This window comes from Actinokineospora inagensis DSM 44258, from assembly GCF_000482865.1.
Lineage (GTDB): Bacteria > Actinomycetota > Actinomycetes > Mycobacteriales > Pseudonocardiaceae > Actinokineospora > Actinokineospora inagensis.
In genome coordinates this window covers 323,504-337,673 of the sequence record NZ_KI519516.1, presented here as the reverse complement: position 1 = coordinate 337,673, position 14,170 = coordinate 323,504, and the positions used below count along the sequence as shown (strand labels likewise).

General features: G+C 70.3%; 14 protein-coding genes. 12 read left to right on the top strand and 2 right to left on the bottom strand.

Going from position 1 to position 14,170, the window contains the following annotated elements; translation table 11 throughout:
- Positions 1-25: 25 nt before the first annotated feature.
- Positions 26-952 carry a LysR family transcriptional regulator gene (locus H504_RS0127665; protein ID WP_026425438.1) on the bottom strand — a complete coding sequence of 309 codons (927 nt, stop codon included), beginning with the start codon at positions 950-952 and terminating at the stop codon, positions 26-28.
- Between the two features lie 87 nt (positions 953-1,039).
- Between H504_RS0127665 and H504_RS0127660 the strand changes: the two genes are divergently transcribed.
- From H504_RS0127660 to H504_RS0127620, 8 genes are all read left to right on the top strand, one after another.
- Positions 1,040-1,747, top strand: coding sequence for a succinate dehydrogenase cytochrome b subunit (locus H504_RS0127660; protein ID WP_157440661.1), 708 nt, complete (start codon positions 1,040-1,042; stop codon positions 1,745-1,747).
- 5 nt (positions 1,748-1,752) lie between these two features.
- On the top strand, positions 1,753-3,681 hold the full coding sequence (locus H504_RS0127655) for a fumarate reductase/succinate dehydrogenase flavoprotein subunit (RefSeq protein ID WP_026425436.1): 1,929 nt from the start codon (positions 1,753-1,755) through the stop codon (positions 3,679-3,681).
- Positions 3,678-4,424 carry a succinate dehydrogenase/fumarate reductase iron-sulfur subunit gene (locus H504_RS0127650; protein ID WP_026425435.1) on the top strand — a complete coding sequence of 249 codons (747 nt, stop codon included), beginning with the start codon at positions 3,678-3,680 and terminating at the stop codon, positions 4,422-4,424. Before H504_RS0127655 ends, H504_RS0127650 begins: the two co-directional genes overlap by 4 nt.
- A 30-nt stretch (positions 4,425-4,454) precedes the next feature.
- The gene (locus tag H504_RS37310) at positions 4,455-5,087 is read left to right on the top strand and encodes a hypothetical protein (RefSeq protein ID WP_035306349.1); all 633 of its coding nucleotides are present in this window, start codon (positions 4,455-4,457) and stop codon (positions 5,085-5,087) included.
- Positions 5,088-5,191: 104 nt separating this feature from the next.
- A complete protein-coding gene (gene ligA, locus H504_RS37305; RefSeq protein WP_425394086.1) occupies positions 5,192-7,405 on the top strand; it encodes an NAD-dependent DNA ligase LigA in 2,214 nt (737 codons plus the stop codon).
- A gap of 154 nt (positions 7,406-7,559) precedes the next feature.
- The gene (locus tag H504_RS41675) at positions 7,560-7,727 is read left to right on the top strand and encodes a hypothetical protein (RefSeq protein ID WP_157440660.1); all 168 of its coding nucleotides are present in this window, start codon (positions 7,560-7,562) and stop codon (positions 7,725-7,727) included.
- 122 nt (positions 7,728-7,849) lie between these two features.
- The gene (locus tag H504_RS0127625; protein WP_026425433.1) at positions 7,850-8,035 is read left to right on the top strand and encodes a hypothetical protein; all 186 of its coding nucleotides are present in this window, start codon (positions 7,850-7,852) and stop codon (positions 8,033-8,035) included.
- A gap of 603 nt (positions 8,036-8,638) precedes the next feature.
- Complete coding sequence (locus tag H504_RS0127620) at positions 8,639-9,139, top strand: GNAT family N-acetyltransferase (protein WP_026425432.1); 501 nt, start codon at positions 8,639-8,641, stop codon at positions 9,137-9,139.
- 97 nt (positions 9,140-9,236) lie between these two features.
- Here H504_RS0127620 and H504_RS0127615 read toward each other — a convergent pair whose 3' ends face one another.
- Positions 9,237-9,890, bottom strand: a complete 654-nt coding sequence (locus H504_RS0127615) for an ACT domain-containing protein (RefSeq protein WP_026425431.1) — start codon at positions 9,888-9,890, stop codon at positions 9,237-9,239.
- Positions 9,891-10,565: 675 nt separating this feature from the next.
- Between H504_RS0127615 and gatC the strand changes: the two genes are divergently transcribed.
- The 4 genes from gatC to gatB are packed head-to-tail and all read left to right on the top strand — an operon-like array spanning position 10,566 to position 14,066.
- Positions 10,566-10,865: an Asp-tRNA(Asn)/Glu-tRNA(Gln) amidotransferase subunit GatC gene (gatC, locus tag H504_RS0127610; RefSeq protein ID WP_026425430.1), complete on the top strand. Its 300-nt coding sequence runs from the start codon at positions 10,566-10,568 to the stop codon at positions 10,863-10,865.
- Positions 10,862-12,373 (top strand): Asp-tRNA(Asn)/Glu-tRNA(Gln) amidotransferase subunit GatA, encoded by a 1,512-nt coding sequence (gene gatA, locus H504_RS0127605; RefSeq protein ID WP_026425429.1) that lies wholly within the window; start codon positions 10,862-10,864, stop codon positions 12,371-12,373. Before gatC ends, gatA begins: the two co-directional genes overlap by 4 nt.
- A complete protein-coding gene (locus H504_RS0127600) occupies positions 12,373-12,567 on the top strand; it encodes a hypothetical protein (RefSeq protein WP_026425428.1) in 195 nt (64 codons plus the stop codon). The genes gatA and H504_RS0127600 overlap by 1 nt, the downstream gene beginning before the upstream one ends.
- The gene (gene gatB, locus H504_RS0127595; RefSeq protein WP_281173673.1) at positions 12,564-14,066 is read left to right on the top strand and encodes an Asp-tRNA(Asn)/Glu-tRNA(Gln) amidotransferase subunit GatB; all 1,503 of its coding nucleotides are present in this window, start codon (positions 12,564-12,566) and stop codon (positions 14,064-14,066) included. Before H504_RS0127600 ends, gatB begins: the two co-directional genes overlap by 4 nt.
- The last annotated feature ends 104 nt before the right edge of the window (positions 14,067-14,170 follow it).

Genomic DNA, 14,170 nt, shown 5'->3' with positions numbered 1-14,170 from the left:
AGCCCGTTGCCGCTACCGGTGGCTCTTAGCGGAGTGGTTCCACTCCCGGGGGTAGGGCGTTCGCGGCCACGAGTGCGTCGATGTGGTCGAGCAAGGTTGAGCGGAAAGCCCGAGCAGCGGCCGTGGGCGGTGTGTCCGTGCGGTGCGCCAACCCGATCGTCCGGCGCAGGGGTGCACCTGCGAGTGGAGTCGCGCGTAGCCCCGGGCGGCCCGGTAGCACCAGGCTGGGCACTACGGCGATCCCGAGCCCGGCCTCCACGAACCGCAGAACCGCGTCCATCTCCCCACCTTGTACGGCGAGCTTGGGTTCGAATCCCGCCTCTCGGCACGCGTGCAAGGTGGTCTCGCGGAGGTCGTAGCCCTGTCGGAACATGACCATCTGGTGGTCGCGCAACGATTCCAGTCTTACCTTCGCCGGTAGCTCGGGCGCGTTCACCGACGAGGCGACCACAAGATGCTCGCGCAGCACCGGTGTCATCGTTAGCGCTGTCTCGACCCCTTGCGGCGGAACGATGACCAATGCCAAGTCCAGCGCGCCGCCGAGCAGCGCTGTGGTGAGGTCGCCCGAACCGCTTTCCTCGACCTCCAACTGGATGCCGGGATACCGGTCCCGGTAGCGCCGCAGCACGTCGGCGAGCACACCCACACACACGCTCGGTGTCGCGCCGAGGCGAATCCGGCCGCGTCGGAGACCGACCAGCTCGGCCACCTCCAGCCGGGCGGAGTCCACATCGGACAGGATGCGCCGGGCGATCGGCAGCAGCGCCTCGCCCGCGGCGGTCAGCGCCACGTTGCCGCGAGCCCGGCTGAACAGCGGCGCGCCGAGCTCGGTCTCCAGGCTGTGGATCTGCTTGCTCAGTGAGGGCTGCGCCACATGTGCCCGTCGGGCGGCGCGGGTGAAGTGCCGGGTTTCCGCGACGGCCAGGAAGTACACCAGTTGCTGCAGCGTCACGCTGTCAGCTTGGCATAGTTCCAGGCTATCGACACGAGCCGATTCATGTATTGGACGACTCGTCCCAGGCGCTCCTACCGTGGCCGCATGGCAGTGACCAGCCCGGCCCCGGTGCGGCCGGAAAAGCCGGTGGCGCAAGGGTTCCCACGGCGGCTGTGGGCGTCCACCGTGGGCAAGAAGGCCGTGATGGCGGTCACCGGCGCGATCCTGTTCGGCTACCTCCTCGCGCACATGATCGGCAACCTGACGATCTTCTTCGGCGACATCGACGGCTACGGTGTGTTCCTCCGGCGGCTCCTCGCCCCCGTCCTGGGTTACGGCGGTCTCGTGTGGGTGATCCGCGCGGTCTTGGTGCTCGCCGTGGTCCTGCACATGACGGCCGCGATCCAACTCGCCCGCCGGTCCGCGAGGGCGAGACCGGTCGGCTACGCGAAGCGCCCCAGGGCGCAGGGCGGCTACGCGGCGCGGACGATGCGCTGGGGCGGTGTGATCATTGCCCTGTTCGTGGGCTACCACCTGCTGGACCTCACCGCGGGCGTGCTCAACCCGCACGGTGTCGATGGCCAGATCCACGCGAACGTCGTCGCCGACTTCCGGCACTGGTATGTGGTCGCGGCGTACACGCTCGCCGTTGTCGCCCTCGGGTTCCACCTGCGGCACGGCCTGTGGAGCGGGCTGCGCAGCCTCGGCCGGGCCCCGTCACGCTCCGCCGCTGCCGCCCTGGTCGTGGCGCTGGTCATCACGATCGGGTTCCTGTCCGTGCCCTACGCCGTCCTCTTCGGAATCGTGAGGTGACCACCATGTCGTACCGAGAAGGTGACCCGATCGCCGACACCCGGGCCCCGGCGGGGCCGCTGGAGACGCGGTGGGAGCGACGGCGGTTCGCGGCCCGCCTGGTGAATCCGGCCAATCGGCGCAAGTTGACGGTTGTCGTCGTCGGCACCGGTTTAGCCGGGGGTTCGGCCGCGGCGACCCTCGGAGAACTCGGCTACAACGTGCTGTCCTTCTGCTACCAGGACAGTCCCCGGCGAGCGCACAGCATTGCCGCGCAAGGCGGCATCAACGCGGCCAAGAACTACGCGGGCGACGGCGACAGCGTGCACCGCCTCTTCCACGACACCATCAAGGGCGGTGACTTCCGCTCGCGTGAGTCCAACGTGCACCGGCTCGCCGAGGTCAGCACCAGCATCATCGACCAGTGCGTGGCCCAAGGCGTCCCGTTCGCGCGCGAGTACGGCGGCCTGCTTGACACGAGGTCGTTCGGTGGCGCGCAGGTGTCGCGAACGTTCTACGCGCGCGGGCAGACCGGTCAGCAACTGCTGCTCGGCGCGTATCAAGCGCTTGCGCGGCAGATTCACGCCGGGACCGTCCGGTCACACCCGCGTACCGAGATGCTCGACCTGGTGGTCGCCGATGGCCGCGCTCGGGGCGTGGTGGTGCGCGACCTCGTCACCGGCGAGATCTCCACGCACCTGGCCGACGCGGTAGTGCTCGCCACCGGCGGTTACGGCAACGTGTTCCACCTCTCCACCAACGCCAAGGGCTGCAACACCACCGCGATCTGGCGGGCGCACAAGCGCGGCGCCCTCTTCGCCAACCCCTGCTACACCCAGATCCACCCCACGTGCATCCCGGTCAGTGGCGACCACCAGTCGAAGCTGACGCTGATGAGCGAGTCCCTCCGCAACGACGGCCGCGTGTGGGTACCGGTTCAAGCCGGGGACGACAGGCCGCCCAACCGGATTCCCGAAGACGAGCGGGACTACTACCTGGAACGGATGTACCCGAGCTTCGGCAACCTAGTCCCCAGGGACATCGCGTCACGCGCGGCGAAAGCGGTGTGCGACGCCGGTAGGGGAGTCGGGCCCGGTGGGCTCGGCGTGTACCTCGACTTCGCCGATGCCATCGAGCGTCTTGGCCGGGCGAGCGTCGCCGCCCGATACGGCAACCTTTTCGAGATGTACCAACGCATCACCGATGAAGATCCCTACCAGGTCCCGATGCGCATCTATCCCGCCGTGCACTACACCATGGGTGGCCTGTGGGTCGACTACGACCTGCGAGCCACCATCCCAGGGTTGTTCGTCATCGGTGAGGCCAACTTCTCCGACCACGGTGCCAACCGGCTCGGGGCGAGCGCCCTCATGCAAGGGCTCGCGGACGGCTACTTCGTGCTACCCGCCGTCATCGGTGACTACCTCGCCGACGGCCCCTTCGGTCCGGTTGGCGCCGACGCGGTAAGCGAGGCGGAGAGCGCTGTCCGCGACCTGGTCACGACGCTGTTGTCCATCGACGGTGACCGCACCCCGGAGTCCTTCCACCGTGAACTGGGCAGGCTCATGTGGGACCTTTGCGGCATGGAACGGTCCGAGGAGGGCCTGCACAAGGCCCTCGACCGCATCCCCTCGCTCCGCGAAGAGTTCTGGCGACGAGTGAAGGTGACCGGCTCCGGTGCTGAACTCAACCAGGCCCTGGAGAAGGCAGGGCGGGTGGCCGACTTCCTGGAACTGGCCGAGTTGATGTGCGTGGACGCGCTGCACCGCACGGAGTCCTGCGGCGGCCACTTCCGCGTGGAGAGCCAGACCGCCGATGGCGACGCCCGCCGTGACGACGACCACTTCGCGTATGTGGCCGCGTGGGAGTTCACCGGCGTCGGCGAACCACCCGTGCTGCACCACGAACACCTGCGCTTCGAGGCCGTCCGGCCCACAGTGAGGAGCTACAAGTGAAGTACACGCTGCGGGTTTGGCGGCAGACAGGCCCAACGGCCACCGGCAGCCTCGTCGAGTACGAGGTGGACGACGTCACGCCCGACATGTCCTTCCTGGAAATGCTCGATGTGCTCAATGAGCGCCTGCAACTCGCCGGGGACGCCCCTGTCGCGTTCGACCACGACTGCCGCGAAGGCATCTGCGGAGCCTGCGGCGTCATGATCGATGGTGTCGCGCACGGCCCCGGTAAGGCCACCACGACCTGTCAACTGCACATGCGCCAGTTCGACCCCGCCAGACCGATCGTCATCGAACCGTGGCGGGCAGCGCCGTTCCCGGTCGTCAGGGACCTCGTCGTCGATCGATCCGCACTCGACCGCGTCATCGAGGCAGGCGGCTACATCTCGACAAGAACCGGAGCGGCCCCGGACGCGCACGCGTTGCCGGTGGCCAAACCCGACGCGGACACCGCGTTCGAGGCCGCCGCGTGCATCGGTTGCGGCGCGTGTGTCGCGGCTTGCCCCAACGGCTCGTCAATGCTGTTCACCGCGGCCAAGACAACCCACCTCGGCGCCTTGCCGCAGGGCCAACCCGAGCGCTTCACCCGCGCGAGGACAATGGTCGAAACCCAGGACGACCTCGGCTTCGGCGGGTGCACCCTCACCGGCGAATGCACGGCCGTGTGCCCCAAGGGAATCCCGCTGTCCACCATCGCCCGTCTCAACCACGACGTCCTCACCGCTGCCATGCGCGGTGACTAGGCGTTGAGTGACTAGGCCAAGATTGGCGGCATGGGTTGGTTCCGCAAGAGCGTTCCACCACCCCCCGAAGCCCCGGCCGTCTTGGCCCAACGCTTCTGGGAGCGGTGGTACGTCCTGCTGCCCGAGGTGGCCGCCGCGCTCGGTGAAGGGGAACCGCACCGGGTCGAGAACCAGCTTTGCGACCTCGTCGCCGACCTGCACCCCGATCTGCACTTCGCGCTCGAACGCGGCGGCAGGTCCATCTACGCCCTGGTCATATCCGGCCAAGAGGACCCGAGGCTGCGCCCGCACACCGACGCGTGGAAGGCGGCGGCCCCACCGGACGACGCGATCTGGGAGTTCCACGACTCGGTGCCACCGGTGCCAGACCCGACCGGGGTCACCGTGAACCTCGGCCCGCACCGCGTCCACCTCGCCGACATCCGCGTGCACGTCCAGGTCGACGCGGACGCGGGTGTCGTGGACGTCGCCGTGTACCACCCGCTGCTGCGCGAGCTCGACCCGGCGGCCCGCTCCGCGATGACCTTCCTCCCGCTCGACGCCACGCTGGGTGAGCGACTGGCCGGTCGCCGACTCCGCCGGGTGGAGACCGCCGAGGAACCACCCGCCGAGAGCATCGACCTGCTTGAGCTGCGCGAAGTTGTCCACAGGCTGGCGGGCTGACGACGCGGACTGTCGGTCCTGCTCGCTACTGTGGACCTGTGACCAGCGCAGACCAGGACTTGCCCCAGCAGACCACCGGCACCGAGGCCGAGGGCGCCGAGGGCATTGAGGGCATCGAAGACGTCCCCACCGAGGAGCGGGAGCGGCACGCCGCGCTGGCCGAGGACCTGCTCGGCCACCAGTTCCGCTACTACGTGCTCGACTCGCCCACGATCTCCGACGGCGAGTTCGACGCGTTGCTGCGCGAGCTGCAGGCCATCGAGGAGCGGCACCCGGCGCTGGTCACCCCCGAGTCGCCGACCCAGCGGGTCGGCGGCAGCTTCTCCACCGAGTTCGCCGCGGTGGACCACCTGGAGCGGATGCTCAGCCTGGACAACGCCTTCGACCTGGACGAGTTGGGTTCCTGGGTGGACCGGGTGACCAAGGAGGTCGGCGACGCCGCGCACTACCTGTGCGAGCTGAAGATCGACGGCTTGGCGATCAACCTGGTCTACGAGCGCGGCAGGCTCACCCGGGCGCTCACCCGGGGCGACGGCCGCACCGGCGAGGACGTCACGCTCAACGTGCGCACCATGCGCGACGTGCCCGAGCGGCTCGCCGAGAGCGCCGAGTTCCCGATCCCCGAGCTGGTCGAGGTCCGCGGCGAGGTGTTCCTCCGGGTCGAGGACTTCACCGAGCTCAACGCCCGCCTGGTCGAGGCGGGGAAGCCGCCGTTCGCCAACCCGCGCAACACCGCGGCCGGGTCGTTGCGGCAGAAGGACCCCAAGGTCACCGCGAGCCGCGCGCTGCGGATGATCTGCCACGGTTTCGGCAAGCGGGTCGGCTTCGAACCGGCGTCGCAGTCCGAGGCCTACCGGGCGCTGGCCGCGTGGGGCCTGCCGGTGTCCGAGCACACGAAGCTGCTCACCGCCGCCGACGAGTTGGCCGCGCACATCCGGTACTGGGGCGAGCACCGGCACGACGCAATGCACGAGATCGACGGCGTGGTCGTCAAGGTCGACGAGGTGGTGCTGCAGCGCAGGCTGGGCAGCACCTCCCGGGCCCCGCGCTGGGCGATCGCCTACAAGTACCCGCCGGAGGAGGCGACCACCACGCTGCTCGACATCCGGGTCAACGTGGGCCGCACCGGCCGGGTCACCCCGTACGCCGTCATGGAGCCGGTGAAGGTCGCCGGGTCCACCGTCGAGATGGCCACCCTGCACAACGCGGCCGAGGTCAAGCGCAAGGGCGTGCTGATCGGCGACCGGGTGGTGATCCGCAAGGCCGGTGACGTGATCCCCGAGGTCCTCGGCCCGGTCGTCGACGCCCGCCCGGCGGACGCCCGCGAGTTCGAGATGCCCACCGAGTGCCCGGTGTGCGGCACCACGCTGCGGTACGAGAAGGAGGGCGACGCCGACATCCGCTGCCCCAACGCCCGCACCTGCCCGGCGCAGTTGCGGGAACGGCTGTTCCACCTGGCCGGGCGCGGCGGGTTCGACATCGAGGTCCTCGGCTACGAGGCGGCGGGCGCGCTGCTGTCCTCCGGCGTGCTCACCGACGAGGGCGACGTGTTCAGCCTCACCGAGGACGACCTGATGGAGGTCGAGCTGTTCCGCACCAAGGCGGGCGAGCTCTCGGCCAACGGGCGCAAGCTGCTGGTGAACCTGGAGACGGCCAAGGACCGTCCACTGTGGAAGGTGCTGGTGGCGCTGTCGATCCGGCACGTCGGCCCCACCGCCGCGCAGGCGCTGGCCCGCGAGTTCGGCTCGCTGGCCGCCATCGAGGCCGCCGACGAGCAGCAACTCGCCGACACGGAAGGCGTCGGCCCGACCATCGCCGCCGCCGTCGAGGAGTGGTTCGCCGTCGACTGGCACCGCGACGTGGTCGACAAGTGGCGCGACGCAGGCGTCCGGATGGTCGACGAACGCGACGAGGGCACCCCACGCACCCTGGAGGGCCTGTCCATCGTGGTGACCGGCAGCCTGACGGGCTACTCGCGGGACGAGGCCAAGGAGTCCATCGTGTCCAGAGGCGGCAAGGCCTCCGGCTCGGTGTCCAAGAAGACGGCGTTCGTCGTCGTCGGCGACGCCCCCGGCACCAAGTACGACAAGGCCGTCCAGTTGAAGGTCCCGGTACTCGACGAAGACGGCTTCCGCGTACTGCTCACCGACGGCCCCGACGCCGCCACCACCATCGCCACCATCGGCGACCCCAATGCCGACCCCGACGCCGACGCCGACTCGACCGCGAGCACCGACCCGAACACCGACACTGAGCCAAACGCAGGCGCCGACTCGAACGGAGGTGTTGACCCGACTACAGGCCCTGATCCCGAGTGACAGCGCGAACCCGAACGCGGGCACCGATCTGAACGTCGAGACCGACCTGACCGCTGAGACCGAGCCGACTCCGGGCACCGACTCGAGTGGCACCGTCTGAAATGCCGGCACCGATCCGAATGCCAGCACGGATCCGGACGGGGTGTTGACCCGGGTGCGGGTGCTGATCCCGAGTGACGGCGTGAATCAGAACGCGGGCACCGACCCGGTCGCTGAGACCGGGCTGGTTGCGGGCGCCAAGGTGAGTGGCACCGTCGACCGGAATGCCGGTGCCGACCCGAACGGAGGTGCGGACCTGAGTGCGGGCGTTGATCTCGTGTGACGGCGCGAGCCCGATCGCTGAGATCGGGCCGGTTGCGGGCGCTGACCTGAGTGGCACCGTTGACCCGAATACCAGCATCGCCCCGAACGCAGGTGCTGGCTCGGACGGAGGTGTTGACCTGAGTGCGGGCGCTGATCTCGTGTGACGGCGCGGACCCGATCGCTGAGACCGATTCGATCGCTGAGACCGAGCCGGCTGCGGGCATCGATCTGGGTGGGAATGTCGACCCGAACGCCGGCGCTGATCTGAACGTCGGCGTCGGCTCGGACGGAGGTGTTGACCTGAGTGCAGGCGCTGATTCCGAGTGACTGCGCGAACCCGAACGCGGGCACCGACCCGAACGCCGAGACCGAGTTGAACGCGGGCACCGACCTGAACGCGAGCGCTGATCCGGAGTGGCGGCGTGGACCCGAACGCGGGCACCGACCCGAACGTCCGTGCCGTGCCGGGCGAGTCCGCTGAGGACTGAGGGTGGCGTGGCCCTGTCTGAACAGCTGTGTGGGGAACGCTTCCGTGCTCGGCCATCCGTGTGATGCTGGGCCTGCGCGGTGGGTGACCGGGCAACGGTCAGCGGGCGAATCCGTCGCGAAACCGCTGTGCCGGGTGGTTGGCAGGTCCGCGCTCGCTTGGCAGGGTGGTGGCACGGAAGCGATGACGGGGGGTCGGGCGGGTGGTCCGCCGGTGCCGGTCTGGGGAGCGCCGGGCGGCCGGTCGCGGGAGGTGGGGCGACGGCCGCGGGATCGGTCGGGCCGGTCGGTCGGGACCGGTGGGCGCGCCGGGCGGGCGACCGGGCGCCGACCCGGGTGTTCGGCGGTGCCCGGCCTGGGTTCCCGCGCGTCCGACCGACAGGTGACCTGACCGAATCAGGTGAAACTCGAACGTGGAGGCGTGGCGTGGCAGAGGTGACTGACCTGGCGGACGTGGTGGTGCGCCCGGCCCGGTCGGACGAGGTCCGCAAGATCGGCGCGATGACCGTCGAGGCGTACCGCTCCGTCGGGTACCCGACTGGGGCCGGTGGCTCCGGCTACGCGGGCATCCTGGCCGACGCCGAGTCGCGGCTGCGGTCGGCGGAACTGCTGGTCGCCGCCGAACGCGACGGCTGTCTGCTCGGAACGGTCACGGTCGCCCTCCCCGGCACCCCGTTCGCCGAGATATCCCGAGCGGGTGAACTGGAACTGCGGATGCTGGCCGTCGCGCCGCCCGCGCGTGGTCGTGGCATCGGTGAACTGCTGGTGCGCGCCGTGTTCGACAGAGCCAGGGAGTTAGGCCTGGAACGGGTTGTGCTGTGCAGCCCGGAAGCCCTCACCGCCGCCCACCGCCTCTATGAACGGCTCGGCTTCACCCGTCTCCCCACCCGCGACTGGCGCCCCGGCCCCGACGTCCTGTTGATCGCGTACACCCTCGACCTTTGACGAGCCGGTTCCACAACGCTTGTAGTCAGTCATTGTGTTCGCTGTCCGACCAGTTCTGCCCGTTCTGTCGACCGGGCTGACCAGACCGGGTGAACTTTCAGTCCGGGAGGACGACCGCGACGATGCCCGCCAGGTGGGCCAGTCGGGCGACCTCGGCGGCGCGGAACATCGGGCCGCCCGGTCTGCCGACCAGCATGACCCGCTCCGGCTTGCCCAGCGGTGTCGCCGCCAGTTCCGTGCCCAACTCGCGCCAGGTCGCCGGGACCCAGGACTCCTCGCCGTCGAGCACCGTGGCGCGGGCCAGCGGCATCCACGGCAGGTCGATGGTCCGCAGGTCCGGGGCGGCGGTGCTGGCGGCCAGCCGGGTCGCGCCGTCGCCGCTCGCGGCCACGATCAGCGCCCAGCCCGCGCGGACGATCTTCGGCACGCCCTCGGCCAGGATGGCCAGCCCGTCGGCCGGGTCGGCGGCCACGTCCTCGACCAGTTCCAGCTCGCGGTGCGTGTCCAGCACACCGGCGTACGGGCGGACCGCGTCGACCTCGACCCCCGGGATGGACTCGGCGGCGGTGATGAGCACGTCCGGGAGCCTGCCGCCGGGCAGTTCGATCACCAGGTCGTCGATGGCGACCCCACCCGCCCGCTCCACCACGTCCACGCTGAGGATGTCGGCGCCGATGGCACCGAGGGCGGTCGCGACCGCGCCCAGGGTCCCCGGGCTGTCCGGGAGCTGGACCCGGATCAGGAACGACAAGGCGAACGCCTCCCGCACTAGCTGCCTCGCGCGGACGATGCCGCCCACGCCCAACCGACGCCCGCCCACGCCGAACCCGACGCCACCAAAGCCGCCCACACCCAACCCGGCGTCGACAGCCTTGTCCACGCCCGATCCGGTGCTGACCGGTGCCGCTGACACCTGATCCGGTGCCAACCGACCCGCCGACGCCCGATCCGATGTCGCCGGCCCGTCCACACCCAAATCGGCGTCAACCGACTCGTCCACGCCCGATCCGGCGTTGACAGCCTTGTCCACGCCCGATCCGGTGCCAACCGACCTGCCCACGCCCAATCCGGCATCGACGCGCCTGCTCACACCCGATCTGGTGTCGACATGCCTGCCGCCGCCTGATCTGGTGTCGACTGACCCGTCGCCGCCCGATCTGGGGTCGACCAGCCCGTCCACACCCGATCTGGTGTCGACCAGCCCGTCCACACCCGATCCGGTGTTGACCTGCCTGCCCACACCCAATCCCGACCGACCGCTGATTGTCGCAGACCACGGCCAGGTCGCGCGGGCTGCCACCGATCGTGGGATCGGGCACCGGTTTAGCACCGCGGCGCGCCTGGAACAACCCGTTCGTGGCGGGCGGACCGCGCGAAATAGACTCGCGGGGTCCGAATCGAGAAGACACCCCCGGGGGTCCGTCGAGTGCCCAGCATCTCCCGCGCCGAGGTGGCGCACCTCGCCCGCCTGGCCAGGTTGGCCGTCACGGAAGAAGAACTGGACCTGTTCGCGGGCCAGCTCGACCAGATCGTGGCCGCCGTCGCCCAGGTCGGGCAGGTCGCCGACCAGGACATCCCACCGACGTCGCACGCGGTGCCGCTGACCAACGTGTTCCGCCGCGACCAGGTCCGTCCGGGGCTGACCCAGCGGCAGGCGCTGGCGAGCGCCCCCGCGGCCGAGGACGGCCGCTTCCGCGTGCCGCGCATCCTGGGGGAGGAAGCATGAGCGAGCTGACCCGGCTCACCGCGGCGGAGATCGCCGTCAAGGTCCAGGCCCGTGAGGTGTCCGCCGTCGAGGTCGCCCAGGCCCACCTGGACCGCATCGCCGCCGTCGACCACGCGGTGCACGCCTTCCTGCACGTCGACACCGAGCGCGCGCTGGCGGCCGCCAAGGCCGTCGACGACGACGTCGCCGCCGGTCGTCCCGCCGCGTCGCCGCTGGCCGGTGTGCCGTTGGCGCTCAAGGACGTGCTCGCCATGCAGGGGGCGCCCACCACCTGCGGCTCCAAGGTCCTGGAGAACTGGCAGCCGCCGTACGACGCGACCGTCACGCAGCGGTTGCTGCGGGCCGGTGTGGTGGTCCTCGGCAAGACCAACATGGACGAGTTCGCCATGGGGTCGTCCACCGAGAACTCCGCGTTCGGCCCGACCCGCAACCCGTGGGACCTCGACCGCATCCCCGGCGGCTCCGGCGGTGGTTCGTCGGCCGCGTTGGCCGCGTTCGAGGCGCCGCTGGCCATCGGTACCGACACCGGCGGCTCGATCCGCCAGCCCGGTTCGGTCACCGGCACCGTCGGCGTCAAGCCCACCTACGGCACCGTGTCCCGCTACGGCCTGGTCGCTTTCTCGTCCTCTTTGGACCAGGCTGGCCCGTGCGCGCGCGCCGTCCTCGACGCGGCCCTGCTGCACGAGGTCATCGCCGGGTACGACCCGCTGGACTCGACTTCCATCGACGCGCCGGTGCCGCCGGTCGTTGCCGCTGTCCGCGAGGGTGCCACGGGCGACCTCAAGGGCGTGCGGGTCGGCGTGGTCACCGAGTTCGCCGGTGACGGCTACGAGCCCGGCGTCACCGCCGCGTTCACCGCCGCCATCGAGCAGTTGCGCGACCTCGGCGCCGAGATCGTCGAGGTCTCCTGCCCGAGCTTCGACCTCGCGCTGCCCGCGTACTACCTGATCGCGCCCAGTGAGGCATCGTCCAACCTGGCCCGCTTCGACGCCATGCGCTACGGCCTGCGGATCGGCGACGACGGCACGCACAGCGCCGAGGAGGTCATGTCGCTGACCCGTGCCGCGGGCTTCGGCGCCGAGGTCAAGCGGCGCATCATGCTCGGCACCTACGCGCTGTCCGCCGGCTACTACGACGCCTACTACGGCTCCGCGCAGAAGGTCCGCACCCTCATCATGCGCGACTTCGACGCGGCGTTCGCCAAGGTCGACGTGCTGGTCTCGCCGACGACGCCGACCACCGCGTTCAAGATCGGCGAACGCACCGCGGACCCGATGGCGATGTACCGCGCCGACCTGTGCACCATCCCGTCGAACCTGGCGGGCAACGCCGCCCTGTCCGTCCCCTGTGGACTGTCCGACGGCCTGCCGGTCGGTCTGCAGATCATGTCGCCCGCACTGCAGGACCACCGGGGCTACCGGGTCGCCGCCGCTTACGAGGCCGCCCGCGACGCCGCCCAGGGCGGTCCGCTCATCCACCGCGTCCCGGAGTTGGAGGTCAGCCGCTGATGGCCGGATCGAGCAAGGTCAAGAGCGTGTTCGGGCTGGTCAGCTCGGTCACCGCCGCCACGAGCGCCGCCCGCGGCCTCGCCACCGCGCGGGCCGACAAGGACAAGTTGGTGCTGGCCAACGCGATCGGCAGCATCATCGTCGCCATCACCGGCGTGCTCATCGCCGTGCGCGCCTACCGGAGGGACAAGTGACCACCCCCGAGCTGATGGACTACGCCGAGGTCGTCGACCGGTTCGACCCGGTGCTCGGCCTCGAGGTGCACGTGGAGTTGTCCACCGCCACCAAGATGTTCTGCGGCTGCCCCACCGCCTTCGGCGGCGAGCCGAACACCCAGGTCTGCCCGACCTGCCTCGGCCTGCCCGGCTCGCTGCCGGTGGTCAACGCGGTGGCCGTCGAGTCGGCCATCCGGATCGGGCTGGCGCTCAACTGCGAGATCGCCGAGTGGTGCCGGTTCGCCAGGAAGAACTACTTCTACCCGGACATGCCGAAGAACTTCCAGACCTCCCAGTACGACGAGCCGATCGCGTTCAACGGCTGGCTGGACGTCACCCTGGACGACGGCGAGGTGGTCCGGGTCGAGGTCGAGCGCGCCCACATGGAAGAGGACACCGGCAAGTCGCTGCACGTCGGCGGCGCCACCGGCCGCATCCACGGCGCCGAGCACTCGCTGCTGGACTACAACCGGGCCGGTGTGCCGCTGATCGAGATCGTCACCAAGACGATCACCGGCACCGGCGCCCGCGCCCCCGAGGTGGCCCGCGCCTACGTGTCCACCCTGCGCGACCTGCTCAAGGCCCTCGACGTGTCCGACGTGCGGATGGACCAGGGGTCGCTGCGCTGCGACGCCAACGTGTCGCTGATGCCCAGCGGCACCACGGTGTTCGGCACCCGCACCGAGACCAAGAACGTCAACTCGCTGCGCAGCGTCGAACGCGCCGTCCGCTACGAGATGACCCGCCAGGCCGCCGTGTTGGCGTCCGGCGGTTCGATCCTGCAGGAAACCCGGCACTTCGAGGAGGCGTCCGGCACCACCCGCGGCGGTCGGCGCAAGGAGACCTCCGAGGACTACCGGTACTTCCCGGAGCCCGACCTGGTCCCCATCGCCCCCGCGCGGGACTGGGTGGAGGAGCTGCGCGGCACCCTGCCGGAGCCGCCCGCCGAGCGCCGCAGGCGCGTCCAGGCCGAGTGGTCCCTCACCGACCTCGAACTGCGCGACCTGGTCAACGCGGGCGCCCTGGACTTGGTCGCCGCCACCGTCGCCGCGGGCGCCCCACCCGCCGACGCCCGCTCCTGGTGGGTGTCCTACCTGGCCCAACAGGCCAACAACCGCGGCGTCGAGCTGACCGAGTTGCCCATCACCCCCACCCAGGTCGCCCGCGTCATCGCCCTGGTCACCGACGGCTCCCTCACCAACAAGCTCGCCCGCGAGGTCGTGGACGGCGTACTGGCCGATGAGGGTGACCCCGACCAGGTCGTGGCCACCCGCGGCCTCAAGGTCGTCTCCGACGACTCGGCCCTGACCGCCGCCGTCGACGAGGCCCTCGCCGCCCAACCCGACGTCGCGGTCAAGATCCGCGACGGCAAACACGCCGCCGCAGGCGCCATCGTCGGCGCCGTCATGAAGGCCACCAACGGCCAAGCCGACGCCAAACGCGTCCGCCAACTGATCCTCGACCGCTGCGGCGCCTAACCCCCCACCCTCGATGCCGCCTGCCCACCCCTCGGGCAGGCGGCATCCCCTTGCGACCTGTCACTCCGAGTGTGAGCACGTACTATATGTGCGACCTTGAGGAG

Excerpts from the sequence above, each read along its gene's own strand:
- H504_RS0127655 (WP_026425436.1), top strand. The coding sequence starts at position 1,753 with ATGTCGTACCGAGAAGGTGACCCGATCGCCGACACCCGGGCCCCGGCG.
- H504_RS37310 (WP_035306349.1), top strand. The coding sequence starts at position 4,455 with ATGGGTTGGTTCCGCAAGAGCGTTCCACCACCCCCCGAAGCCCCGGCC.
- gatA (WP_026425429.1), top strand. The coding sequence starts at position 10,862 with ATGAGCGAGCTGACCCGGCTCACCGCGGCGGAGATCGCCGTCAAGGTC.
- H504_RS0127600 (WP_026425428.1), top strand. The coding sequence starts at position 12,373 with ATGGCCGGATCGAGCAAGGTCAAGAGCGTGTTCGGGCTGGTCAGCTCG.
- H504_RS0127660 (WP_157440661.1), top strand. The coding sequence starts at position 1,040 with ATGGCAGTGACCAGCCCGGCCCCGGTGCGGCCGGAAAAGCCGGTGGCG.